This is a genomic window from Prevotella sp. oral taxon 376, assembly GCF_003043945.1.
In the GTDB taxonomy this organism is placed as follows: Bacteria; Bacteroidota; Bacteroidia; order Bacteroidales; family Bacteroidaceae; genus Prevotella.
The window spans coordinates 1,461,611-1,485,967 of sequence record NZ_PYXG01000001.1; the positions used below are offsets into that span (position 1 = coordinate 1,461,611).

Annotated in this window: 22 protein-coding genes, 1 tRNA gene and 2 pseudogenes; 7 read left to right on the forward strand and 18 right to left on the reverse strand. The window is 49.5% G+C overall.

All coding sequences use genetic code 11. The annotated features are described in order from the left end of the window. Positions 1-157: 157 nt before the first annotated feature. The 13 genes and pseudogenes from C7120_RS06315 to C7120_RS06375 form a co-directional block, all read right to left on the reverse strand. Positions 158-994, reverse strand: a pseudogene (locus C7120_RS06315) (SDR family oxidoreductase). A 12-nt stretch (positions 995-1,006) separates the two neighbouring features. Further along, entirely contained in the window at positions 1,007-1,528 is a 522-nt protein-coding gene (locus tag C7120_RS06320; protein WP_233247034.1) for a flavodoxin, read from the reverse strand. A gap of 287 nt (positions 1,529-1,815) precedes the next feature. Next, a complete protein-coding gene (locus tag C7120_RS06325) occupies positions 1,816-3,684 on the reverse strand; it encodes a TonB-dependent siderophore receptor (protein WP_107620820.1) in 1,869 nt (622 codons plus the stop codon). After that, positions 3,681-4,244 (reverse strand): flavodoxin, encoded by a 564-nt coding sequence (locus C7120_RS06330; protein ID WP_107620821.1) that lies wholly within the window; start codon positions 4,242-4,244, stop codon positions 3,681-3,683. The genes C7120_RS06325 and C7120_RS06330 overlap by 4 nt, the downstream gene beginning before the upstream one ends. Before the next feature lie 281 nt (positions 4,245-4,525). Then, positions 4,526-5,953: a tetratricopeptide repeat protein gene (locus tag C7120_RS06335; protein WP_107620822.1), complete on the reverse strand. Its 1,428-nt coding sequence runs from the start codon at positions 5,951-5,953 to the stop codon at positions 4,526-4,528. Positions 5,954-6,086: 133 nt separating this feature from the next. Then, the gene (locus tag C7120_RS06340) at positions 6,087-7,043 is read right to left on the reverse strand and encodes a PstS family phosphate ABC transporter substrate-binding protein (protein ID WP_107620823.1); all 957 of its coding nucleotides are present in this window, start codon (positions 7,041-7,043) and stop codon (positions 6,087-6,089) included. Between the two features lie 7 nt (positions 7,044-7,050). Continuing rightward, the gene (locus C7120_RS06345; protein WP_107620824.1) at positions 7,051-7,893 is read right to left on the reverse strand and encodes an energy transducer TonB; all 843 of its coding nucleotides are present in this window, start codon (positions 7,891-7,893) and stop codon (positions 7,051-7,053) included. Between the two features lie 31 nt (positions 7,894-7,924). Next, positions 7,925-8,581, reverse strand: a complete 657-nt coding sequence (locus tag C7120_RS06350; RefSeq protein WP_107620825.1) for a biopolymer transporter ExbD — start codon at positions 8,579-8,581, stop codon at positions 7,925-7,927. Position 8,582: 1 nt separating this feature from the next. After that, positions 8,583-9,224 (reverse strand): biopolymer transporter ExbD, encoded by a 642-nt coding sequence (locus tag C7120_RS06355; protein ID WP_107620826.1) that lies wholly within the window; start codon positions 9,222-9,224, stop codon positions 8,583-8,585. A gap of 30 nt (positions 9,225-9,254) precedes the next feature. Further along, positions 9,255-10,091, reverse strand: coding sequence for a MotA/TolQ/ExbB proton channel family protein (locus tag C7120_RS06360; RefSeq protein ID WP_107620827.1), 837 nt, complete (start codon positions 10,089-10,091; stop codon positions 9,255-9,257). A 192-nt stretch (positions 10,092-10,283) separates the two neighbouring features. Further along, entirely contained in the window at positions 10,284-11,477 is a 1,194-nt protein-coding gene (locus C7120_RS06365) for a pyridoxal phosphate-dependent aminotransferase (protein ID WP_107620828.1), read from the reverse strand. A gap of 105 nt (positions 11,478-11,582) precedes the next feature. Further along, entirely contained in the window at positions 11,583-12,794 is a 1,212-nt protein-coding gene (locus C7120_RS06370; RefSeq protein ID WP_107620829.1) for a bifunctional 3,4-dihydroxy-2-butanone-4-phosphate synthase/GTP cyclohydrolase II, read from the reverse strand. Positions 12,795-12,833: 39 nt separating this feature from the next. After that, positions 12,834-14,744 carry an LptF/LptG family permease gene (locus tag C7120_RS06375; RefSeq protein ID WP_107620830.1) on the reverse strand — a complete coding sequence of 637 codons (1,911 nt, stop codon included), beginning with the start codon at positions 14,742-14,744 and terminating at the stop codon, positions 12,834-12,836. Positions 14,745-14,966: 222 nt separating this feature from the next. On the opposite strand from C7120_RS06375, the gene C7120_RS06380 reads away from it, so the two are divergent. The 3 genes from C7120_RS06380 to C7120_RS06390 all read left to right on the forward strand — a co-directional run bounded on the left by C7120_RS06380 (position 14,967) and on the right by C7120_RS06390 (position 16,703). Continuing rightward, a tRNA-Met gene (locus C7120_RS06380) sits at positions 14,967-15,040 on the forward strand. A 327-nt stretch (positions 15,041-15,367) separates the two neighbouring features. Then, positions 15,368-16,144, forward strand: a complete 777-nt coding sequence (locus tag C7120_RS06385) for an amidohydrolase (RefSeq protein ID WP_107620831.1) — start codon at positions 15,368-15,370, stop codon at positions 16,142-16,144. 7 nt (positions 16,145-16,151) lie between these two features. Continuing rightward, positions 16,152-16,703 carry an NADPH-dependent FMN reductase gene (locus C7120_RS06390; RefSeq protein ID WP_233247035.1) on the forward strand — a complete coding sequence of 184 codons (552 nt, stop codon included), beginning with the start codon at positions 16,152-16,154 and terminating at the stop codon, positions 16,701-16,703. A 32-nt stretch (positions 16,704-16,735) separates the two neighbouring features. Here the strand turns inward: C7120_RS06390 and C7120_RS13895 are convergent, their stop codons facing one another. The 4 genes from C7120_RS13895 to C7120_RS06405 all read right to left on the reverse strand — a co-directional run bounded on the left by C7120_RS13895 (position 16,736) and on the right by C7120_RS06405 (position 20,970). Then, the gene (locus C7120_RS13895; protein WP_158267354.1) at positions 16,736-16,888 is read right to left on the reverse strand and encodes a hypothetical protein; all 153 of its coding nucleotides are present in this window, start codon (positions 16,886-16,888) and stop codon (positions 16,736-16,738) included. A gap of 29 nt (positions 16,889-16,917) precedes the next feature. After that, complete coding sequence (locus C7120_RS06395; RefSeq protein ID WP_107621417.1) at positions 16,918-18,252, reverse strand: NADP-specific glutamate dehydrogenase; 1,335 nt, start codon at positions 18,250-18,252, stop codon at positions 16,918-16,920. A gap of 910 nt (positions 18,253-19,162) precedes the next feature. Continuing rightward, positions 19,163-19,516: an MmcQ/YjbR family DNA-binding protein gene (locus tag C7120_RS06400; protein WP_107620832.1), complete on the reverse strand. Its 354-nt coding sequence runs from the start codon at positions 19,514-19,516 to the stop codon at positions 19,163-19,165. Positions 19,517-19,581: 65 nt separating this feature from the next. After that, positions 19,582-20,970 carry an aldo/keto reductase gene (locus tag C7120_RS06405; protein WP_233247036.1) on the reverse strand — a complete coding sequence of 463 codons (1,389 nt, stop codon included), beginning with the start codon at positions 20,968-20,970 and terminating at the stop codon, positions 19,582-19,584. 115 nt (positions 20,971-21,085) lie between these two features. Here C7120_RS06405 and C7120_RS06410 point away from each other — a divergent pair, with 115 nt between their 5' ends. Further along, entirely contained in the window at positions 21,086-21,613 is a 528-nt protein-coding gene (locus tag C7120_RS06410) for a gamma carbonic anhydrase family protein (RefSeq protein WP_107620833.1), read from the forward strand. 44 nt (positions 21,614-21,657) lie between these two features. Continuing rightward, a complete protein-coding gene (locus C7120_RS06415; protein ID WP_107620834.1) occupies positions 21,658-22,218 on the forward strand; it encodes an isochorismatase family protein in 561 nt (186 codons plus the stop codon). A gap of 208 nt (positions 22,219-22,426) precedes the next feature. Here the strand turns inward: C7120_RS06415 and nhaA are convergent, their stop codons facing one another. Further along, positions 22,427-23,728, reverse strand: a complete 1,302-nt coding sequence (gene nhaA / locus C7120_RS06420) for a Na+/H+ antiporter NhaA (RefSeq protein ID WP_107620835.1) — start codon at positions 23,726-23,728, stop codon at positions 22,427-22,429. 98 nt (positions 23,729-23,826) lie between these two features. Between nhaA and C7120_RS14135 the strand changes: the two genes are divergently transcribed. After that, on the forward strand, positions 23,827-23,976 hold the full coding sequence (locus tag C7120_RS14135; RefSeq protein ID WP_233247083.1) for a hypothetical protein: 150 nt from the start codon (positions 23,827-23,829) through the stop codon (positions 23,974-23,976). Continuing rightward, a pseudogene (locus C7120_RS06425) lies at positions 23,957-24,335 on the forward strand (DUF389 domain-containing protein); the annotation flags it as partial. The gene C7120_RS14135 and the pseudogene C7120_RS06425, both read left to right, overlap by 20 nt. Positions 24,336-24,357: the final 22 nt, after the last annotated feature.

Here is a 24,357-nt window from a genome sequence, read left to right on the forward strand (position 1 = left end):
CCGGGCGGAGCGTGATCAAGCACGCCCCTACGCCTTTCGGATTGAAATCAGGGAACTACGGATTTGACCTTTCGATGCAGCCTCTTTGGTTGTCGATCTTCGCCGATCTCATCGGCCTGCGGACATTCCCGCGCAGGCGGGAAAGATGCCCGGAGGCTCAGTGCGTGGGCTTGAGATACTGCAAGTCGCCATACCAATAGCTGGCGGTGGTGCCTCCGTCGATGAGGATGTCTGTCCCGGAAATGAATCGGCCGCGGCTGCTCATCAGGAACTCGGCCAAGTCGCCCACTTCGTCGGGCGTTCCCGCACGACCGGCAGGGCTTGCCTGAATCATCTTCAGATAACCATCCTTGCGGGGGCCGTGGAGCTCGTCGTTGGCCAAAGGCGTGATGATGATGCCCGGAGAGATAGAGTTGACCGTGGCCCCGCGCCTTCCCCAGCGCGCCGCCTCATAGGCCACTTTGAGCACATTGCAGCGTTTGCTGTACTGATAGGCTTTCAGGGTGTCGGAGATGGCTTGTATGAAGTCGAGTTTCAGCAGGTCTTCGGGAGCAGAGGTGGCCAGCGCATGGTTCTGCTCGGGCGACAGGGCAGGGAGGCGGTGTCCACTCTGGGAGGAGATGACGACGCCCGATCCACCGTCGGCCATCACTTTGCCGAACTCTTCGAGGAGTACACTCGTGCCATACATGTCGACACGCAGAATCTCATCCACCGGCGCCTAGGAGGGCGACACGCCGGCCGCGTTGACCATATTCTTCACCTTGCCCCAGCTCAGGGCTTCCTCCACGACGGCGAGAATGTCGTCCTTGGAACCGAGATCGGCCTCGACGATGGAGCACTCGAACCCCGCGTCCTCAAGCATCTTGCCCGCTCTCTTGGCGTTCTCGGCACTATAGTCGGCCAATACCAGATGCTTTCCCGCTCCTACACGACGGATGATGGCCTGGCCGATAGAACCCGTTCCGAAGAGCACCGCTACTTCTTTTTTCATCTTTTGTCCTTCTTATTTTGTGTAACCCTGTTTGTCAAGCCACTCGTCCACCTTGCTCAAGTCGCTCTGTGCCTCGTGTCCGTAGATGGAGAAGGCGTTCACGACCTTTGCGCTCGGATAGCTCTTCTTCAGGTCCTCGACGGTGTTGGCCAGTCCGCTGCCTTCGTGCGTGGTGAACGGGATAATGGTCTTGCCGTTGAGATCGTAGCTCTTGAAAAATGTGAACATCACCCGTGGGTAGGTGCCCCACCAGATCGGGCCACCAATGAAGACGGTATCGTACTGCTCGATGTTCTCCACACTACCTTTGAAGGCTGGCAGCTCGCCTTGTCGGGTCTCCTCCCTTGCGAGCTTGATAAGGGCACTATAGGGCATGTCGTAGCTCTTTTCGGCTACGATTTCGAAGGTGTCGGCCCCTGTAACCCTTGCAATCTCATCGGCTACGAGCTTGGTGTTGCCGACCTTGATGTTTCCAACGCTGTAGTTTTCTCCTGCATGCGAGAAGTAGACTACTAAGATTTTGCCTTTTTTCATATTGCTTTCTGCTTGATTTTCCGTTGTCCCCGTTTTAGTGTTGCCATTGCATGCCGTTGCCATAAGGAGACTTGATACGGCGAGGGCGGCGCTTCTTAAAAAACTTCTCATGTTGTCTTGTCTTGTTTTTAATGGGTTTTCATGGTGCGGAATTACACCAAATCCCATGATTTCCTCATACCTGAATCGTAGAAAAAAATATCAGGATTACTTTTTACAGGCTATTACAAATCATTCCGGCAGCTTTCCGGGGGCTACCGGAGCGGGGCTTCCAGGCTGGCAGTGCATTAGAAACTCCAGTTCAGTCCGCCCATGAAGGTGGCTCTCGGCATGGGGAATCCTGATACGGTCTCATATTTCTGGGCCAGCAGGTTTCCGCCCTTGGCGAAGAGGTGGAGGCCTTTTGCCACACGATACTGTGCCGTGAGGTTGAGCAGCCAGAAGTTTTCTTTATGCTCGTTGGCACCCGTGGCGGTGTAAAGACCTGCTATATACTGCAGTCCTCCGTTGGCCGAAAATCGGTTCCGGCGATAGTTGGCTCCCACGAAGAGCTTATGTTCGGGGGCGGAAAGCTGCGGGTTGCTCATGTGCAGGAAACTGTAGTTTCCGTTTACGCTCCAATACGGATAGATTTGGAGCTCGGCTTCCAGTTCCAGTCCGGTATTCTCGGTGGCTCCGGTGTTTATATTCAGCGGTCTGCCGTCTACCATCTGCGTCTGAATCATGTTGTCGGCTTTCAGGTAGAAGAGGTTTATGCCATAGCTGAGCTGTCCCTCCGGCAGTCGCTGCTTATAGGAAACCTCGTAGTTTACCATGCGTTCGGGCTCGAGGTTCGCGTTTGCCGGACGGAACATGTAAAGCTCGCGCAGGGTGGCGTTGCGGAATCCCTTGCCGACCATGGCGCGCAGGGTGGCGTCTTTGGGCAGCCGGAAAGTGAGCCCTCCCTGGGGGACCCATTCGTTGCCGGCTACGGAATGGTGGTCGAGGCGTAGTCCCGCATTGAGCGTGAGCCATGCCGCAAGGTCTTGGCGGAAGTCCACATAGCCCGCTATCTCATTCACGCTGCGGTGCGTGATGTCGGTGCGCCTGCCATCGCTCATGGCCTTGTTCCAGGCTTCGCCTCCGAAATGCTGGAAGTCGAGGCCTGCGGTTGTCGTATTGTTTTTGAACAATGAAGCGCTCTGATAAAGTGAGAATCCGCCCATCTTGTCATTGTGCAGATAGTAGGCGGTACGCGGACAGCCTCCTTCGTGGTATCCGTCGTTGATATGGTGGTGTCCCCAGTTATAGTATATACGCGCCGCGCCTGAGGTGTTCTCGTAGTGGTTGGTGAGCGAGATGGCTGAGGCGCCCCGGATAATCATCATGTCGTTGTCAATATAGGGATTACTCGTTTCGCCCGGATTGGACGATTCAAAATAGGTGAGATTTATGTCTCCACTCAGCGTCCAGCGATGAGTGAAATCATAACCAAGTTTGAGGAATCCGCTTGTTTGCTCGAATTCGGAGTTCAGACGGTGCCCGTCGGTACGGCCGTAGTTGATTCCGGCAATGCTCGAAAACTTACCGCTGCGGAGGCGGTTGGTAACATTCGCATCGAAAGTTCCATAAGAGCCTCCCTGAATGTTGACATTGGTGTTCGCGCCGTCTTCGTTCATCTGTCGGGTAACGACATTCACGACGCCGCCCATGGCGTTAGAGCCATAGATAGTGGAGGCTGGTCCGCGCAGTACTTCCACGCGCTCGGCGAGCATGGTCTGACAGGCATCTGCCACCGGATGACCATAGAGACCGGCATACTGGGGCAGTCCGTCGATGAGCACGAGAAGGTTGGCCATGCCTCCGATGCCGCGCACCTTGATGCCTCCGGCCGACCCGGTGCTCACGCCGTAGCCGAGTATTCCGCGCGAGGTGGTGAAGAGCCCGGGCACCTGTTGTGTGAGAGAGGGGAGAACATTGTCGTAATAGTTCTCGGTGAGCTTCTGCCGATTGATGACGGAAATGGTCATCGGGAGGTGTCGGATGTTGGTCTGATAGCGGCTACCCGTTACGACGACATCGTCGAGCTTGAAGGTGGTGGTGTCGATTCGGCCGTCGGCCATGGCGGCAACGGAGGTTGCCAGGAGAATTACGCCAAGTAGTTCTTTTAGCCTCATTTACCCTCCTCCGCGAATTTCTTTATTTCTTCGGAAGTCGGGTGATTGAGAAGTTTGGAGCCCTGGATGTTGAGCTCGGGATATGCTGACTTCAGTTCTTTCTCGGCCTTCTTCACATTGCTGCCACCGCTGGTGGCGAAAAGAAAAATCTTCTTGCCCTTCAGATAGTTCTGCTCGATGAAAGTATTGATGATGGTCGGTGCGGTATACCACCAGATGGGAAATCCGATGTATACGGTGCCATAGCTGTCGAGATGCTCGACCTTGCCCTTGATGGCCGGCCGGAAGTCTCTGTCGTTCATCTCGACGCTGGATCGGCTCTGTTTGTCAGTCCAGTCGAGATCGGCATCTGTATAGGGCTGTTCTGGCTGAATCTCGTAGAGGTCGGCTCCAGCTGCTGTTGCCAGGGTCTTGGCTACTTCTGCCGTGGTTCCCGTGGCAGAGAAGTAGGCGACTAAAGTTTTTGCTTCCATATTATTCTCCTTTGTTTTGTTGCTTTGTGAGCAGGCGCTCAAGCTGATGGCGAACGATGCAGCGAGTGCCAAGATAAAATGCTTCATACTTTTTCATATCTAATTTTACGAATACAAAGATCGGAATAAATTCTGGATCTACGGTTACCAGAATCTCGGTAATCTTAAATCTTTTTACCGCTTTTCATGAAGACCGGTCTTGTAAAAGGTTGTTAGAAAGGAAGTAAAAGGCCGTTAAAAGGCGGGCAAAAGACCGTTAGAAGCTTGCCTGTTAGCGGCCTTTTACAAGGCTTCTAACGGTTAAAAGCAAAAAATCCCGAACTTCATTAGAAAGTTCGGGATGATATTCTGTATCCTGTGGATTTACCTTATTCGTTGCCTGCGGCTTCCGGGGTCTCCTCTGCCGGTGCAAGAGCGGCCTTCGCGTTCTTGTCGTCAGGAGAAAGAATGATCAGTTTCTCGTAGTAAGGCTTTGCTGCCTCGAGATTCTTCTTGACTTCCCAGTAATAGTAGCCGATGAGCTGGTATGCCTGAATGAGATAATGGGTCTCGTCGGCGTCGCGGTCGGCCTTGTTGGCATAGAGGTCGATGGTCTTCTGATAATAAGATGCGCCGAGATCGTCGAAGCCGGCATCCGAGGAATTGTTGCCTGCCTGATTGTAGATCCATCCTGCGATAGAGGGGAATTTGGAGACGACGGTCTCGTAAATCTTGTTGGCCTGCGCGATATTGGCTTGTGCATTATCGCCTTTCTTGGCCTTGTCTACATAGATGCTTGCCAGCTTGACATAATCAGATGGAGTGGCATTTTCGTTTTTGTCCATATACATCTGGTTGTATTCGAGGGCTTTATCCTCATTGCCGGCAGCCTGATAGGCCTCGGAGATATATTGCAACGGCTTGATATCCTTGTGGTCGAGTTCCAGTGCTTTGTTATATTGCTCGATGGCCTTGTCGTACTGTCCGATACCCTTGAGGGCCTGTCCGTAGTTATTATAGTCAAAGGAAGTCTTCTTGCAAGTGTCGTTCAAGATTTTCTGTGCGTTAGCAAGAGCATCCTGATAATTGCCAAGCTCGTTGTTGGCACGCATTGCCTGGCGCTGGAATCCCATCTCCTTGGGAAACTTGTTGGCCGAGAAATTGGCGATTTCCAGTGATTTTTTCTGGTTGCCGGCATAGTAAGCGGCCGTGGCAAACTCCGAGAGACGATATTTCTCAAGCTTGTTGATGTCGCACTTGTCGAAGTATTCGATGGCTTTATTCATATTGCCGGTGATGTAGAAATTGTGTGCGGCCTCTGCCTCTACGGGAAAATCAGGAATCTGCTTCTTGAGTTCTCTCCAGGCATTCTCTGCCTCTACAGGGTTAGCCTTCCGGTTTACGCTGGCAAACTTTATATAACCTTCGGCATTTTTCGGATCCATGCGCATGGCCTGCTCGTACCACATGGAAGCATCGCCGCCATTATCCTGAACGGCAGCGATATCACCCTTGAGGATGTAAGCGGCTCCCATGGCCTTGTTTTTAGCAAGCACGAGGTCGGCAAACTCGTTGGCCTTGTCATAAGTCTTGGCATTGAAGAATTCGTAACCCAGTGCAATCAAGGCTTCAGGGTCTTTCTTGAATGTCTTGGCATACTTTTTAACGAGATCCTTTGCCGCAAGAGAATTGCCAGGACTTGCCTTCAACTCTTTCGCAATAGGCTGCAACAGGGTCTTGTAATTAACATCTTGTGCAAATGTAGAAGCTGATGCCAACAGCAACGCTCCTACGCATAAATATTTGATAGTTTTCATAATCGCATGTTTTTAAAGTCGTTTAACAATCAGTTTATTAACTCTTCTTCCCCATCAGACGCAAAGAATCGGGCCCTGTCTTAAATTTAGGATGGATCTTTCTTTTCCGAAATGGGCAGTCTCTTTCCTGTTTTTAATTTCGTTTCACATTTACCGTCTTAATGGAAATATCACCTCGGTATGGGAGTAGACCCGACTTGAAGATGATGAGTTGTCCGACCGGACTTGAAATATAATTGGCAAAACTCCATGGGAGTGCCTTCTGAGGATCTACTACTATGCAGTATAATGTTCGTACAAACGGATAACGCCCATCGAGCAGGTAAGCCTGATAAGGTTTCCAGCTGTTCATCTCGTTGGCTTCATCTCGCAAGGATACAGACATTACATGGATATTCTTCTTGAAAGTGGTGTTGGTGGTGTCGCGGCGGTCATTGAGCCAGTTTGATCCAATCACGCCAATAGCATTCGGAGTCTGATCAATATAATCAATCACATCCTTGCTGGTCTTTGCGGCGACGATGTTAGCGCTGTTGATGGGCTTGCCGTCCAGAATGGAGTCGACCACATAATGCAAGGTGGCTGATTGCTTGTTGTCAAAGACAACTTCAATCTTTCCGAGCCTTGATTTCGGATAAAGTTGCTTCCAGTCAGTAACCTCCCCGCTGAGGACACGCTTCACATCTTTCACCGAGATGCAGGTGTCGTTATTGTTCTTGTTAACGATAAAAGCTAAACCGTCGTATCCAATAGGAAACACGACGGGAATTTGCCTTTTGGTCTTCAGGTAGGCGATTTCGCTTGGCTTCAGACCTCTTGATGTGATGAACAGGCAGGTCTGTAGATCCTTTATCTTCTGCAGGCCTGTTATCTCATCGGTATATATCGGCTTAAGGTCGGCCTTGGGAAACTTGAACTCAAACTGCTCGACCTCTTCTTCGATAATGGGACTGAAACTCTCATCGGCATAAAAGCTTATGGTGCCGGAGGTAGGAGTATCAGTTCTGCCTCCTCTCTTGTCTTTTGAAGAGCAAGAGAGGAGGGCAGCTATTGTTAATCCTACGAATATGTAAGATAGTTTTTTTTTCATAAAGTGATTAGTTCTGCAACTTAAACGATACAGGAACATTATACTTTACGCGTACCGCAGAACCGTTCTGCTTTCCAGGATTCCACTTCGGCATGCTTTTTACCACGCGCACGGCTTCCTTGTCGAGCGAAGGGTCTACGGAACGGGCGATTTTCACATCGCTGATAGAGCCGTCGCGCTCAACAACGAATGAAACGACAACGCGTCCCTGTACGCCATTTTCCTGGGCCACTACCGGATATTGGAGGTGGCTGCTCAAGTATGACATGAGAGCACCGGGACCACCAGGGAACGATGGCATCTGCTCTACCACATCAAATACTTTCTGCGTTACTTCCTCCTTTGGAGCTGGTGGAGGAGTAGCAACTGCGACATCAGTACGGACGGCTTCTACGATACGGCTGTCAGAGCCCTCATGGGTCTCTGCGCCAACGGCAGCTTTCTTGTCAAGGTCGTCCATGGCCTTCAGCTTGTTGTCTTCCTTAACGAGCTCATCTTTCTTGATGACAGGTGCTGTGAACTTCTGGGTCTCACGCGCAACAGGAATCTCCTTCTTGGGTGGGACCTTGGGCTTTATTTCTTCAACTTTCTCCCTCTTCTTTGCCTGTTCCTGCAATTTAGAGAGTTCCATTGCTTCCATATAGGCCTGGCGTTCTTCAGCCGCCTTGTCTGCCTGGATCTTAATCACTAAGAATGCGCCGATGATAGCAGCGGCAACGACTAAAATCGTCAAAGCCTTGATGTTACGCCCGGAAGTCCCCTTACGCAGCTTGTAGGCTCCGTAATCCTTGTTCTTGTTGGCGAACACCATCTCAATCCATTTAGGATCGTAAAGATCTATTTTTGCCATGATTTCTTTTCTTATTTAGTTTAGTCGTCGATTACATCTTGATATTTCTTGACTTGAGCAATTTCTCGTCGTCAGGATTAATCTTATCAATGACATAAGTTCCAATACTCAGAATCTGCATTTCATCGAGAGCATCTACCAAATTCTTGTATGATGCATTATCAGTAGCCTTAATGACAACCGTAAGCGTTGGGATCTTCTCGCCTCCCTTAAGTTCACCAGCTTTCAACTTGTTGAGTTCTTTCTGGTAGATACTGTCGGGGTACATCTTCGGATTCTTGGCCTTTTCAGCCTGTAACTCCTTGACGGCAAGGGTGATACGCTCTACGGGGCGGGTACCGTTCTCGGTAGCGTGCTCACGAAGTTTGGTGCGAAGCCCATCCTTGGCACTCCCCCAAGTAGTTTCCTTGATCCATGCAGGATTGTTATACTCAGGGATACCCTCTCCATAATAAAGCTTATTATCAGCGCAAACATACAGTGTAATGGTTTCCGAGGCCTTGGTCTCGTTTTTCATGTCGTCCTGGATGTTTTTGTCATTACTCGGCATGGTCAGCTCCATTGTCTGAGGTTTGCTCAAAGTGGTACAGAGCATGAAGAATGTGATAAGAAGCATCAGCATATCTACCATGGGCGTAAAGTCTACGCGAACGGTAATTTTCTTTTGTTTGCTTTCTTTCTTTGCCATATTATTCGCTCTCCTGCTTTAACTGAGTAATCATATAATAATGAGACTCATCCATGTCTTGAAGTTCGTTCATTACGCGTTTAACGGTCTTATAAGGGGTCGCGGCATCAGCCTTGAGGGCAATCTTGATGTCGGGATTAGCTCTGCGCGCCTGGTCGACCCACTGCTGAAACTCGCTCATGCCGCCTTTAATGGAATCGAGAGGAATTCCCTTTGTAGGAAGGGTCTTCTGCCGATTCTGGGTCGACATTGCGAGATAACTACTCAGCTCGGTCATGGGAACACCGAAAGTAGACTCAGACTTGAATACTTCTTGCTGCTTTGCAGCCAGAGATACACCAAACTGTGAAGTCATACCGTTGAGTGTCGCTCCCAGGTTGTCAGTATTGTCAATCTGCATAAACACCTGACCTTCGCCTGTCGGCTGGCCGGCAGCATTCTTTTCTGGACTGATCAATATAGTGAGGACTCCGTTCTCAGGCACCTTGATTTCAGAGACAGACCCCGGGGTGTTCACCTTCACTGGCTCATTCTTGACGAATGTAGAAGTCAGCATGAAGAAGGTAAGCAGCAGGGTCATGACATCCGACATAGGTGTCATATCGATCCAGACATCACTCTTCTTAATTTTTACTTTACCCATAGCGATAAAATTTTAAAGGGTTAGCAAAAATTAAGCCTCTTCCGTGTGGTTTGCTTCGTATGTCTGAGCAATTGAATAACCAACCTCGTCAAGGGCATATGTCAACTTATCAACCTTGTTGGTGAAGTAGTTGTAAGCTACAACTGCGCACCAAGATGTACCGATACCGAAGGCAGTATTGATCAAGGCCTCGGAAATACCCTGGGAAAGAGCGGCAGAGTCAGCACCACCACCTGCAGACAAAGCAGAGAATGAGCGAATCATACCAACCACAGTACCAAGAAGTCCGGTGAGTGTACCCAGCGTAACGATCGTAGCGATGATAGGCAAGTTCATGGTCAGAGTAGGCATCTCAAGCTGAGTAGCTTCCTCGTGAGCCTGCTGAATCTTGGCAACCTTCTGCGACTTCTTAAGAGCGGCATTAGCGCCAGACTCCATGTCCTTGTAGGCATTCAGAGAAGCCTGGACTACATTTGCGACAGAACCCTTCTGCTTGTCGCAGAGCTGCTGTGCCTTTGCAAAATCATTCTCGTTCAAAGCAGCCTTGATATTTGCTACGAATTTGGGGAGTGCACCTTTACCGAAGGCTGTGCGGAGAGCCAATGCGCGCTCAATAGCCATTGCGATAACGGTGAGCAACAGGGTATGGATAACTGGAACGACGATACCACCTTTGAAGATTGTTCCCCAGACATCGATAGGAGAAGTCTTAGACTCGTCAGCGAAATGGCTTGCGCTACCGAACCATGTAAAGAACAATGTGAAAGCGATGATAGCGCAGACTACGATAATCCAGAATGCACCTCTTACTCCCTGAAAGCCCTCAGAGTTCTTCTTAGGGCTAGCTGTTTTTGTGTTAGTTGCCATAATTGTTGAAATTTTAATTTTTAGTTATAAATAAATTTGATTATAAAAATTCGTCTCGTTATGTGCCTCAACTTGACGGAAGGACACAATTCAGTAAGCAAAGATAATAATTAAACACAAAGAATGTGCGCAATTAACTTGTTTTAACGATAAATTTAGAAAAAAGTTTATGCGTTAACCTTGGTGTATATGTTACTCAAGCTTTGCCAGTGTTTCTTTAATTCTCCTCAGCGCCTCATAGATATTCTCTTCGCTTGTGGCATAGCTCATCCTGAAGCACTCGTCGTCTCCAAAGGCCTCACCGCCTACGGTTGCGACATGTCCAACTTCAAGTAGGAACATGGCAAGATCATTGGAACCCTTAATTTCCCGGTTGCCAAAGTGCTTGCCATAGAACCTGCTGCACTTGGGAAACAGATAGAAGGCTCCTGCTGGCTCATTGACTTCAAGGCCGGGAATGTTTTTTGCAAGGCTGACAATGGTATCACGACGGTGCTGAAAGGCCAGTCTCATATCCTCTACGCATCCCTTCTCGAGTGTATATGCGGCTTCCGCTGCCTTCTGACTTACGGAACAGGGTCCGCTTGTGTACTGTCCCTGGAGCTTGGCGCAGCCTTTTACGATCCATTCCGGAGCTGCGAGATATCCTATTCTCCAGCCTGTCATGGCATAGGCCTTTGAGACGCCGTTAACAATTATCGAGCGCTCTTTCATGCCCGGGAATTGTGCGATGCTTTCGTGGTGCCCGATATAGCTGATGTGCTCGTAAATCTCATCGGAAAGTACGAATAGTCCCTGATGGCTTGCTATGATCTTGGCTAATTCTTCCAATTCTTCTTTTGAATAGACCGAGCCGGTAGGATTGCTGGGGGAGCAGATGATTACCATCTTTGTCCTTGAAGTGATGGCAGCCTCAAGTTGTTCGGGTAACATCTTGAAATTTTGTTCAAAACCAGTATTCACATATATGGGCATGCCTCCCGCAAGTTTTAGCATTTGTGGGTAACTTACCCAATATGGAGTCGGGATGACAACTTCGTCTCCATCGTTTACAAGAGCAAGGATGGCATTGCAGACGCTTTGCTTTGCCCCATTTGAAACCAAAATCTCGCTGGGGGTGTAGTTCAGGTCATTTTCACGCTTTAGCTTTCTCGCAATAGCCTCTCTTAAGGAGGCATACCCCGCTACCGGAGAATATTTGGAATAGTTTTCGTCGATGGCCTTCTTCGCTGCATTCTTGATATAATCAGGCGTATTGAAGTCTGGTTCGCCGACGCTCATATTGATGACATCAATGCCATTAGCTTTCATCTCGCTACTTTTCTGCGACATCGCGAGGGTTGCAGAAGAAGCAAGACGATTCAGTCTGTCGGATAGTTGGGGCATGATCGTGTAGTTGCTAATTTTCTGCAAATGTAACCATTTTATCGTAAAAACGAAAAGATACTTACGATAATTTGAGAAAATGCCCAGCTTTTTAACAGGATTACATTATTTAAGATGTAAAAAATGCCCCATTCTGTCGCGCTTGGTTTTCAGATAGTGCTCATTATATTTATTAGGCATGATTTCGATGGGCACATTCTCTACGATTTCGAGGCCATAAGCCTCAAGTCCTACACGCTTTACAGGATTATTCGTCATCAGGCGCATCTTGTGGACGCCGAGGCGTCGCAACATCTGTGCGCCACAGCCGTAGTCGCGCTCATCTGGCTTGAAACCCAGATGTACATTCGCGTCTACGGTGTCGTAGCCTTCCTCCTGAAGCTTGTATGCGGCAATCTTATTCATCAGGCCGATTCCGCGTCCCTCCTGCTGCATATAGACGATTACGCCTTTTCCTTCTTGTTCTATCATCTGCATGGCCTTGTGGAGCTGCTCGCCACAGTCGCAACGAAGGCTTCCCAGAATATCGCCGGTGGCACATGAGGAATGTACACGCACGAGGATAGGCTCGTCTTCTTTCCAGTCTCCTTTTATGAGAGCCATATGCTCTATGCCGTTACTCTGCTGGCGGAAAGGTATCAGATGGAAATGCCCATATTCAGTGGGCATGTCGACCTCTTCACCCACTTCTATGATAGACTCCTTCTTCAATCGATAGGCTATCAGGTCCTTAATGGTAATAATTTTCAGATCCCATTCTTGTGCGAGCTTTTGTAGTTCAGGCATGCGGGCCATACTTCCGTCTTCATTCATAATTTCCATCAAGGCTCCGGCTGGGTAAAGGCCGGCCAGCTTGCAGAGATCGATGGCGGCCTCGGTATGTCCGCTTCGCCTCAACACTCCATTGTCTTGTGCGTAGAGAGGGTTGATATGTCCCGGTCGGCCAAAAGTCTGCGGGGTTGAGTTCGGATCGGCAAGAGCCTTTATAGTTTCTGCGCGGTCATGGGTGGAAACGCCTGTAGTACAGCCTTCAAGTTTGTCGATGGTAACGGTGAAAGGTGTACCGAGGACGGAAGTGTTGTCCGCAACTTGATGTGGCAAGTCTAATTCCTCGCAACGGCTGAGCGTGATGGGCGCACAGAGCACACCACGCGCGTTCTTCAACATGAAGTTCACTTTTTCTGGAGTAATCATTTCGGCTGCAGTGATGAGATCTCCCTCATTCTCGCGGTCTTCGTCGTCAACGACGATTACGAACTTGCCTTCCTTGAAGTCTTTTACGGCATCTTCGATGCTACTCAGTTTGAAGTCTTCCATTGTTTTATACTTGCTTTTTAATCTATATACCTTATTATATTATAGGTTCCCTTGGGTGATGGTGCCAATTCTTGAAATGATGTTTGCGTTGGTTTGCCGGATGCCCCTCAGGTCTTTAAGAAGTCTTAGCCTAAACCGCCACATCCTGAAATAGAAGAAAATTCCGGCAGGGACGCAGATTGCCGCTATCACATTCATCCATTGTCGTTCGAATGGGCGGGTATGTGCCTTGGTAGCGATAATGGGATAGGTATTCAACTCGGCGAGTATTACCTTGTCGCGTGTATTCGAGAGGTTCTCTATGATAGTTTCTAACTCTTTCCCGATATGTTCTATCTCGTGGTCGGGATTGTATCTGAAGAATACCTTGATGACATCCGGAGCCGCCTTGAGATTTTTCTTTTGTGAATAGATTACGATTCTGGAGCTGATATCGCTCAGTTTCTCCGCATCCCCCGTATAATCAGGGTCTTGTATAATTACCTCCTTGCCATAGACATGGCGCTTGACACGAAAACCCATCATGCGCATGAACAGGTTTTTCCAGATGTCGAAGTTGAAGACAACGGAGTCGTTGTTGGCCTTATAGGTTACGAATATCGCAAGGGGAATAAGTACGGCAGGGGCAAGTGCCTTGCCGAACCATATCGCCCAGATGTTATCTCGCGCCATCTTGGATCCTGTGTTGTCGAGAATGTAGAATACGATATAAACGAGTACCGCAGCGATGATCGGCACCCCCAGCCCGCCTTTTCGGATAATAGCACCCAAAGGTGCTCCAATGAAGAAGAATATCAGGCAAGAGAGGGCAAGTGTAAATTTACTCCATTCCTCTATCTTGTGTCGTCGAATAAGCCAGTCTCCATCGCTGGTTATCAACTGTTTGAACTCCAAATCCATGACTTCCTGCTGTGCTTTGGACAGGGCTGTATTGAAAATGGTTCGCTTTTCCGTGTCTGTCTGTTTGACGAAAAGTGAGTCGAAGTTTATCTTTTGGCTTTTTATGATTTTCAAGACTTGCATGGAGTCTTTTTTTGAAATGCTGTCCTTACGATAATAGGAAATCCTTGCACTTGCCATATATGATCGCCCTATGCTGTCATAATGGATGGTCATCGAGTCGATGTCATTGCTCAATTGTTGTAGATTTTTCCCTCGCCAGTTGTTTGAGAGACTGGAGGCATCAGTCATGTTGAAGTCTCCGTCAAAGTCAAGTATGATTTTTTTTGCGACAAAGGACTCGCGGCGATAAGGTACGGAAGCACTATTCCCGAATTCTGACGACTGCATATTTTCAAACCATTCACCGCTATAGAGACTTAGCACGAGGTGCTTCTTCTCCGCTGTAGACTGTAACATTCCTGAGTCTGCAAGAATAATGGCTTGATCTTCGTAGCTTCCGGTCATCCGGTAGATCATGATTCCATACAACTTGCCAGTCTGCAAATCCTTTTTCTGCACATAGATGTTGCAATTTGGGATACCGTCATAAAAGATTCCTTCTGGTATTTCGAGTTCTGGGCTCTTCTGTTTCATGGAAATCAAAAGCTGTGTTATCTTCTGACTCGCCTTCGGGCCAATGTTGTTCTGGAAGACAAACGATACGAGCATAATGCAAACAGAGAATACGATAAGTGAACGGAAAGTCTGCATCAATGAAATTCCCGCCGCCTTGATGGCCGTCAGCTCGCTGCTTTCCCCGAGGTTCCCAAAAGAAATCAATGAAGATAGAAGCAAAGCCAATGGCAAGGCCTGGGGTACCATCATCAAACTCATGTACCAGAAAAACTGTCCCAGAATATCTATCGTGAGGCCTTTTCCAATCAGCTGATCTACATACATCCATAAGAACTGCATCATCAGTACGAACAAACTGACGAAGAAAGAACCTATGAAGAGCAGCAGGAACTGCCTGAGAATGAAGATGTCTAACTTCTTTATTCGAAACATTTTAATCCTTTATCGTATTGCCATGCGGATTATCAGTTACAAAAGTAGTACAAAAATATAAGAAACTCCCCGATTTTTAGATTTTTAATTTCTAATTAGGAGAAAATTCTCTTGTCAAAGAACTTTTTCTGTGAATGGGTAAAGAAAATCATCTTATTTCTTTGGAGAATTGAAAATTAAGTGTTACCTTTGCACCCGCAATTCCATCAGGCGATGGGTGATGGCGGGATAGCTCAGCTGGTTAGAGCGTCGGATTCATAATCCGGAGGTCGTGGGTTCGGGTCCCACCCCCGCTACAAAGAAGGGCTAGTAATCACTTGATTATTAGCTATTTTTTGTTTTTTTAAGGGAACAATTAAGGAATAATTTATATCACATACTCAACTTTGGGAACTTGAAGGTCTTATTTATCTAGATGAGATATCTCTGCAAAACTCTTCTTACTAGTATTTCAGAAAATAATCCTCATGTCTATTATGTCTTGGAGGAAAGCTATGTTGTTAGTTAATCGAGTGTCTATTCTCTGAAGATTTCAATAGCCAAATCCGCCTGCAATAAAGTCGGGGATTGTTTTGCAGTCAGGAAATAATTTCGTAGTTTTGTCCCAAAGAAGAGGATTTCTTATGAAAGTAACTATTCTGCAGACCGACATCGTTTGGGGTAATCCCAAGAAAAATCAGCGTGATGCGGAGACACTGATGGATGAGAATGAAGACTCTGACCTTTATGTGCTCCCGGAAATGTTCTCAACGGGATTTGCCACAGAGCCGGAAGGGGTGGCAGAGGCCGACGACTGCTCACTGAAATGGATGCAGGCGCAGTCAGTAAAAAGAAAATGCGCCATCGCCGGAAGCATTGCCGTGAAGGAGGGTAGCCGATTCTTCAATCGTTTTTATTTCGTCTTTCCTGACGGAATGGAAATTCATTACGATAAGCGGCACCTGTTTTCATATGGAGGTGAGGATGTGCACTTTACGCCAGGAAACGAGCGTGTAGTCGTAGAGTATCAGGATTTCCGGATTCTTCTTCAAGTCTGCTATGACCTCCGCTTCCCTATATTCAGCCGTAATCATAAAGATTACGATTTGGCGATTTATGTGGCTAACTGGCCTGCCATTCGGTTAGAGGCATGGTCTACTTTGCTTAAGGCCCGGGCCATTGAGAACCAATGCTATGTGATAGGGGTGAATCGGGTGGGTGAGGATTCTGTCTGCAATTATGCCGGGGGATCTGAAATCGTAGGGCCTTATGGCAAAACGATAGTAGAATGTGAGTCGGGAAAAGTGAGTGCGGCAACCGCCAAATTGAAGATTAGGCCGCTCAGAGGCTTTCGGAAAAGTTTCCCGGTCCTCGACGACGCGGATTCATGGCCGAGCATTCGAGATGATGACCAATTATAAAAACTATATGAACATGAAGAAAATCTTGTTTGTTGTGGGATCTACCCGCAGGCAATCGTTCAACCGACAGGTAGCCGATTATGTGTGTGAACTGCTGCAAAGCAGGGCTGAGGTCAGTTGTCTGGATTATGCGGATGTGCCTTTCGTCAATCAGGATATAGAGTTTCCCGCTCCAGAATCCGTTATCCGCGTAAGAGAGGCCGTCAAGGCCGCCGATGCCTTGTGGGTGTTCACGCCGGAGTATAATTACAGCTATCCCGGCCTTGTCAAGAACCTCTTCGACTGGCTTTCGCGTCCGTTGACGGCTGGCGACTATGAGACGCCGACGCCTATCAGGGAAAAGCGTGTTGCTTTGACAGGCATTGGTGGGGCAGGAAAGACTTCTAAATGCCGGGAAAAGTTGGCAGAACTGCTGACCTTCATCGGCGCGGAGGTTGCGGAGCCTTCGTTAGGTCTGCGTGTAGACATGGCGGCCTGGGGCACCAATCAGCTGACTCTGGATGAAGAACAGAAAGCACAGCTCGCCGAGCAGGCCGATTCGTTTCTGGGTCTTTTATGATGAGGAAATGTCTTTCCGTTTGTATTGATATGCTACTTGGTGTAGGCTATCTTTTCAGTGGACCTTATCCGCCCAATCCTGCTCCATGTCCGGTTGGTTCTCCTGACGGCTTCGTCCTTCAGCTCCTCCTTGCCAGGCGGCGTGCTGCTGTTGCCAGAGTTCTTGCTCGCCTTTTCGGTTATCACCTCTGTCGGCGGTCCCGTCCTGTAGCTTTTTATATGATTCCCTGCGCCATCATGGCCTTGGCCACCTTCATGAATCCGGCAACATTGGCTCCTTTCACATAGTTGACATAACCATCGGACTGCATGCCGTATCTCATGCAGTTCTCGTGGATATCGTTCATGATGTAGTGAAGCTTGCCATCCACTTCCTCGCGGCTCCAGCGCAACCGTTCCGAGTTTTGGCTCATCTCCAGTCCTGATACCGCAACTCCCCCTGCGTTGGCCGCTTTTCCCGGTGCGTAGAGTATCTTTGCGTCGTGGAAAACCTTGATGGCTTCGGGCGTTGAGGGCATGTTGGCTCCTTCCGAGACGGCAATGACGCCGTTGGCGACGAGTGCTTTCGCGGCTTCCCCGTCAATCTCGTTCTGCGTGGCGGAAGGCAGGGCGATGTCAGCTCTCTCCGTCCAGGGCTTCGCCCCCGCCACATATTTTACTCCGTATTCCTCGGCATACTCACGGATGCGCCCCCGCTCAATGTTTTTCAGCTCCATGATATAGTCGAGCTTGGCGCGATCGATGCCGTCTGGGTCGTAGATGTAGCCGTCGGAATCGGACATGGTAACCACCTTGGCCCCGAGCTCAATCAGCTTTTCTACCGTATACAGGGCCACATTGCCCGCTCCGCTCACGAGCACCGTCTTGCCCTTGATGTCGATGTTTCGGGTCTTGAGCATGTTGCAGAGAAAGTAGACATTCCCATACCCCGTGGCTTCGGGGCGGATGAGAGACCCTCCGAACTCCTGTCCCTTGCCCGTGAGAGCACCGTGAAACTGATGGGTGAGCTTCTTGTACATGCCGAAGAGGTAGCCGATCTCGCGGCCTCCCACGCCGATGTCTCCCGCGGGAACATCCTCGTCAGGACCGATATGGCGGTAAAGTTCGGTCATGAAGGCTTGGCAAAAGCGCATCACCTCGGCGTTGCTCTTGCCTCGGGGAGAGAAATCGGAGCCTCCTTTAGCCCCTCCCATGGGGAGCGTGGTCAGCGAGTTCTTGAAAGTTTGCTCAAAGGCGAGGAACTTCAGAATCGACAGGTTGACGGAGGCATGGAATCGAATGCCGCCCTTGTAAGGGCCAATCGCATCGTTATGCTGTATGCGATAGCCCATGTTGGTCTGCACCCTGCCCTTGTCGTCGACCCAGGAAACCCGAAACTGGATGATTCGATCGGGGACGCAGAGCCGCTCAATGAGGTTGGCGCTCTCAAATTCGGGATGTCGGTTGTACTCTTCTTCGATCGTGCCTAATACCTGGCTTACCGCCTGGATGTACTCCGGTTCGTTGGGAAACCTAAGCTTCAAATTCTCTACAACATCTTTCGCGTTCATAACATTCTTCTTATTTAATCGTTGACTGATCGTCTGGGAAATCCTCTCTTGTGCTTGCAAAGGTAAACAATTTCATTCAAACGAGCAACAAAATGTTAGTTTGATTTCAAAAGTTTATTTCAAAAAGAAAATTGATACTGTGCTTTCGTTTCGTTTGTTGCAGGTTTGAAGGATAAAACTTTCTTTTTGCGATTCGATTCATCCTTGATGATGCCGCGGCGTTAAAGCCATCCTGAAGAAAGCAGTCTGCCATGTCGGGTATCAGGGGGTGGCATGTTGTTGCCGTCGGGGATTTATGTTTTTTTGCAAGAATTGTTGCCGTTCCATACTTTGTCTTACCAAAAATAGCATTATCTTTGTACTTGTCAGGTGGAGCGTCGTCCGCGACCCAATTTTCAGCCTGCCAGCTGATTTGTCAGGTAATAACCAGGGATTGAGAGCTGCCGGTCGTCTAAGGTTTTCGGGCAGCGTGTCTCCCGGAAACAAAGAGGCCGCTCCCGCTTTGACGAAATCGCCGATTTCGTCCGACAATTTCGGCGATTTTGTCCGACGATTTCGCCGATTTTGTCATTCTCTTTGCAGCTATCGTCTTTTCTCGAGACTGCTTTATGGCAGAAAGGCCCTTGATGCTCGCTGTGTTTTGCCCGTTTGCCGTGTCGTAGGTGCGGCGTCGTAGCCGAGGTTTCCCGTCCTGTTTATAATAATGTGCAGTTGCCGGTGCCGGCAGCAGAGGTTCCCGGCCTTTTTGCGGAAGGATGTGGCCAAACTGGGAAGTGTGTATGGGAAGATATCTTTGAGGTTTCGTGAATTTTCGTTATCTTTACATCATACTGCCATGCACATGGTAACGGTGGCGATAAAAAGGGGGTCTCGGAACCGGCTTTCAAGGGCGCCCGATTTGTCTTTGCGCTTATTCCCGCGGAAATACGGGTCTTAGTCGTTTGGGCAGTTTGTCGGCTACGGTTTGATAAGAACTTCTGATGAGCTGCTCAGTCAGCTTGTCGTCGAGGGTCTCAAGATAGAGGTCGTTCCAATGCGTCTTGTTGAGGTGGTAAGCCGGACGAATGCCGTCATGGTGCTCTCGGAGTTCCGCGCCGCGGTCGGGGGCGAGCTTGACGGCACAAGTAGGCTCCGGCGACTCCAGCCAGATATGGAGGAAAATCTTCCCGCCAATGCGAAATATGAGCCAGTCCGGCCCATAAGGCATGTCCTCGGTGGTGCCTGGCAGGGACAGGGCGTAGGCTCTCACTTGTTCTATATTCATGTCTCTTCAATTGAAAAGAGGAAGCCGGGATGGGGAAACATCCGGGCTTCCGTTCCTAAAAAACATTATTTCCCGGCATCACCGATCAGCTCTACGATTCTGGACATCTGGTTGGGGATGCGTATCTGTTGGGGACACTTAGGCAGGCAGACCTCACAATCCATGCACTGGGATGCCCATTCGCTGTCCTTGAAGGTCTGCTTGTAACCCTTCACGAAGTCGGTGAGCTGGACTTCATGGCCGGGCGACTTCTTGTCGGGGAACCTTCCTTCGTTGATGGCCTTGTTATAATAGGTGAAGTTTCCAGGTATATTGACGCCGTAAGGGCAAGGCATGCAGTATTGGCAGGCCGTACATGGGATGACCGGCAGCCCCGACATGTCGTCGGCAATCTTGGCAAGCAGCTCGTTTTCGCTCGTGGTGCAGGGGTCGAGAGGTGAGAAGGTGCGCACATTCTCCTCAAGCACCTCCATGGTCGTCATACCGCTCAGCGTGGTGAGGATGTTGGGATGGGAGCCCACCCAGCGGAAAGCCCAGGAGGCGGGAGTAGCCTCGGGGCGGACAGCCTTCAGCCGCTTGGCGTATTCTTCGGGAATGTGGGCAAGCCTACCTCCAAGGAGCGGCTCCATGACCACATTCTGCACGCCGGCCTTCTCGCTCTTGGCATAGAGGTATTCGGCATCGGCATCCTGCTTCCAGCCACCCTTGTTGAGCGACGCGTGCCGCCAGTCGATGTAGTTCATCTCTATCTGCACGAAGGTGAAACCATACTTCTCATTGTGATCGAGGAGCCAGTCGAAGACGCTCACATCGCCATGATAGCTGAATCCGAGGTTGCGGATCACGCCCTTGTCGCGCTGTTCGCAAAGCCAGTCAAGCAGCCCGTTGTCGATGAACCGCTCGTTGAGTTTGTCCAGACCGCCACTTCCGACGGAGTGAAGAAGATAATAGTCTACATAGTCTATCTGCAGTTTTTCCAGCGAATCGTGGAACATCTTCTTGCCTCCTGCAAGTGTATGGTCTCCCCGATCCGACATCTTGGTCGCGACAAAGTAGCTTTTGCGGGGATGGCGGTGCAGCGCGATGCCCGTGGCAATTTCCGACAAGTCCTTTCCGTAGACGGGAGCGGTGTCGAAATAGTTTACTCCGTGTGCCAGGGCATAGTCCACCTCCTTGTTTACCAGGTCCTGATCGATCTTGCCGTCTTTTTGCGGCAAGCGCATCATGCCGTATCCGAGAAGTGAGACCTTGTCGCCGGTATGGCGGTTAACGCGCAGCGTCATGCCTCCGGGGTTTCCCTCCATAAGGGCAGACCTGCCGCTCTGATTGATGAGAGAACGGGCAAAGGCCGAGATGGGACCCATGCTTGCCAGGGCAGCGGCAGAAGCCGTCGTCAGTCCTAAACGCTTTAGGAACTGGCGCCTACTTAAGTTCTGATTACCTCTATCCATCATGTTTTTGTATTGTGTCTGATGTTGCAAATATAATCGTTAATTTCGAAAAAGCAAGCATATTGAAAGTTTTTAACCAAATAATTGTATCTTTGTATTTGGAAAATGATGATAAACGATGGCATTGTTAAAGGAAGTCAATGGGAAAGCTCCTAAGTGGGGCGACAATTGCTATTTGGCAGAGAATGCGGCGCTGGTCGGCGATATTACCATGGGCGACGACTGCTCTGTGTGGTTCGGGGCCGTGTTACGGGCAGATGTGGACGCCATTCGCATGGGCTGCCGCGTGAATGTGCAGGATTGTGCCTGCATTCATCAGACCCGGGGAGGGGCGGTTGTTATCGAGGATGATGTCTCGATAGGGCACGGGGCTGTCGTGCATGCCTGCTGCTTGCGCAAGGGCGCGCTGATCGGCATGAATGCCACGGTGCTCGATGGGGCGGAAGTGGGCGAGGGGGCTGTCGTTGCCGCGGGTGCCGTGGTGCTTGCGGGAACGAGGGTGGGCCCTTATGAAATATGGGCAGGAATACCGGCCAGACTGGTGAAAAAGGCTGACCGGGAACAAGCCCTAACCTTCTCAAGGCACTATATGGAAATCAAGGAGTGGTACGGAACGGGCGGACGGAATCTTCCTCCGTGTCCTTGAGGTTCTTTTTAGGATGAGTTTTCGGCTAAAAACATAATAGAATCATGAATAAATTATTGCTGATAATCGACCCACAGATGGATTTCATCAATGGCTCACTGCCAATTGCGGGTGCTGCTGAGGCTATGGATGCTCTGGCAGAATATGTAGATAGCCATGGCAAGGAATATGCGTTGCGTGTGGCCACTTCTGACTGGCACCCTTATCACCATTGCTCTTTTGACCGCGAAGGCGGACCGTGGCCGGCGCATTGCATGCAGCATTCCGCGGGGGCAGCCATCTGGCAACGCCTCTTGGAAGCCCTTCATCAAACGGAGGGAGGATTCGTCATGCTCTACAAAGGGGATGAGGCTTCTCGTGAAGAGTATTCCATCTTACAGAACAAGCGTTCCTCCATTGAGCTTCGCCATCTTGTCAGCGAGCATGCCATCGGGCAGATTGATGTATGCGGGCTGGCTGGGGATGTTTGTGTCCTCAACACATTGAAGGATCTTATGGCAGAGTATGGCCCGGGAAGGCTAAATGTACTCACAGCTTATTCACCCTCGCTTGACGACGGCTCGGCGCTCAGAAACTTCATCGAGACACACGGGTTAGGAGGCTGATGTCGCTCGGAGCTTGTCTTTTTCCGGCTGAAATTTGCCATATGGCTGGCCGTATGGTGAGAAAGGCCTGATTGGCCCATGTCGGAAATATGGCACCGGACAGGAATCGTATAAATAAAACGAACAATCCGGGATAGGTTATTGTTCGTGTAAATGTTGATTTCCCTTTTAGTATTTGAATCGGATAGGGTTATTGTCTCTTGAGGATTTAATACCCGAGCAAGCCTCCTAAGAGAGATGCGGCAAAGATGGCTGTCTTGGCCTGCACTTGATAGTCGACATCGTCAAAGGCCAGCATGGTAACAAACATCGACATGGTGAATCCAATGGAGGCTAAGAAGCCCAGACCCGTAAGCCGCCGCCATGTCATATGACGCGATCGCTTACCCAGTTTCACCTTCTCTGTAAGCCATACGGCCATTAGGATGCCCAGCGGCTTACCCAGCAGGAGACCGGCAAACACACCCACAGCAATATTGTTTTGAGTAAGCAAGGTTAAATCCATGTCAATAAAGGATATGCCGGCATTGCCAAGAGCGAAGATGGGCATGATAAGGTATGACACCAAGGGTTGCATCCCGTGTTCGAGACGCTGCGATGGAGGCATGGCTCTGCGTGAGTCGGTCTGGACCTTTGACAGAATCTCCATCTGCTCGGGCTCCAGTGTTCGCATGTCGTTGCCCTCAGCTTGCTCAAACTGCTTCACGAGCTTTTTGGCCCGAGCTATGAAGGCTGCTTCGGGAATGTGGGAGTCTGCGGGAATGACGAGTGCCGACAGGACGGCCGCAATGGTGGCGTGGATTCCTGACATGAGGAAAGCTATCCAGACGCCGCCAATGCCCAGCAGGCCGTAAAACCACACATTCTTTACTCCCATCTTGTTGCTGATGAACATGATAAGCAGGAAACCGAATCCTACGGAAAGGCTTGCCAATGAGATAGTTGATGTATAGAACAAGGCAATAACCAGAACAGAACCCAAATCGTCGACGATGGCCAAGGTCGTGAGAAACACCTTGATGGAGACGGGTATGCGGTCGCCGAGGATATACAGCACGGCAAGTGCGAAGGCAATGTCGGTGGCCATAGGGATACCCCAGCCTGCGGATACGCTGGTGCCCCAGTTGAAGAACGAATAGAACATCGCGGGAACGAACATCCCAAAGATGGCTGCCATCACAGGTAGGGTAACATTGCGGATATCCTTCAGTTCGCCACTGATGAACTCATGCTTCAGTTCTAATCCCACAACGAAGAAGAACATCGACATCAGACCGTCGTTTATCCAGTGCTCCAAGGTGAAATTGAGGAAAGGTTTGCCATTGAAAACAAGGCCCATGTGGGAATCGAGGCAAGAAAAATACTGCTCACGAAGGGGAGAGTTGGCCAGTATCAGCGCTGCGACCACTGAAAGTCCGAGAACGATACCACTGGACCGTTCGCGTTGCATGAATTGGATAGCGGGAATGATGACCCTGTTCTCAAATTCCTTTTGATAATGTTGTCTCATCAGTGATATATATAGTAAAATTACAACCTTTAAGTTGCAAGAGCCTTGTGCCGAATGACACAGGGAACAAAGATACAAAAAAGCATTTAAATATCCAAATGGAGGGTGATGAAAACTATATGTTTTGGCTTTTCCATGATTTCTTCGTATTTTTGCAGAGAAATGAAAAGGAATCTGGAGCAACAGGAAAAAGCATTATGGCAGGTAGTCAAGTGCTATTTCAACGCCCTGCCTGCCAAGGAGGATGAAGCCGAGACCGTCCGGCAGATTAGCACAGGTATCACCTTCCATGGTGCCAACCTTTTGGGTGCTCGTCTTTGCCATTTTTATCTCTTCGTTAGGGCTGAACCTCCATTCCACGGCAGTTATTATCGGTGCCATGCTCATATCGCCACTCATGGGACCGATTATTGGTGTGGGGCTGGCCGTAGGTATCAATGATTTTGAACCGCTTAAGCGTTCCATCAAGAATTATCTTGTGGCTACGGTCATCAGTGTGCTTACGGCTGCCATCTACTTTTCCATAACACCACTCAATGGGGCACAGTCGGAATTGTTGGCCCGTATATCTCCATTGCTTTATGATGTGCTGATAGCTCTCTTTGGGGTGCGGCTGGTTTAGTGCTTTC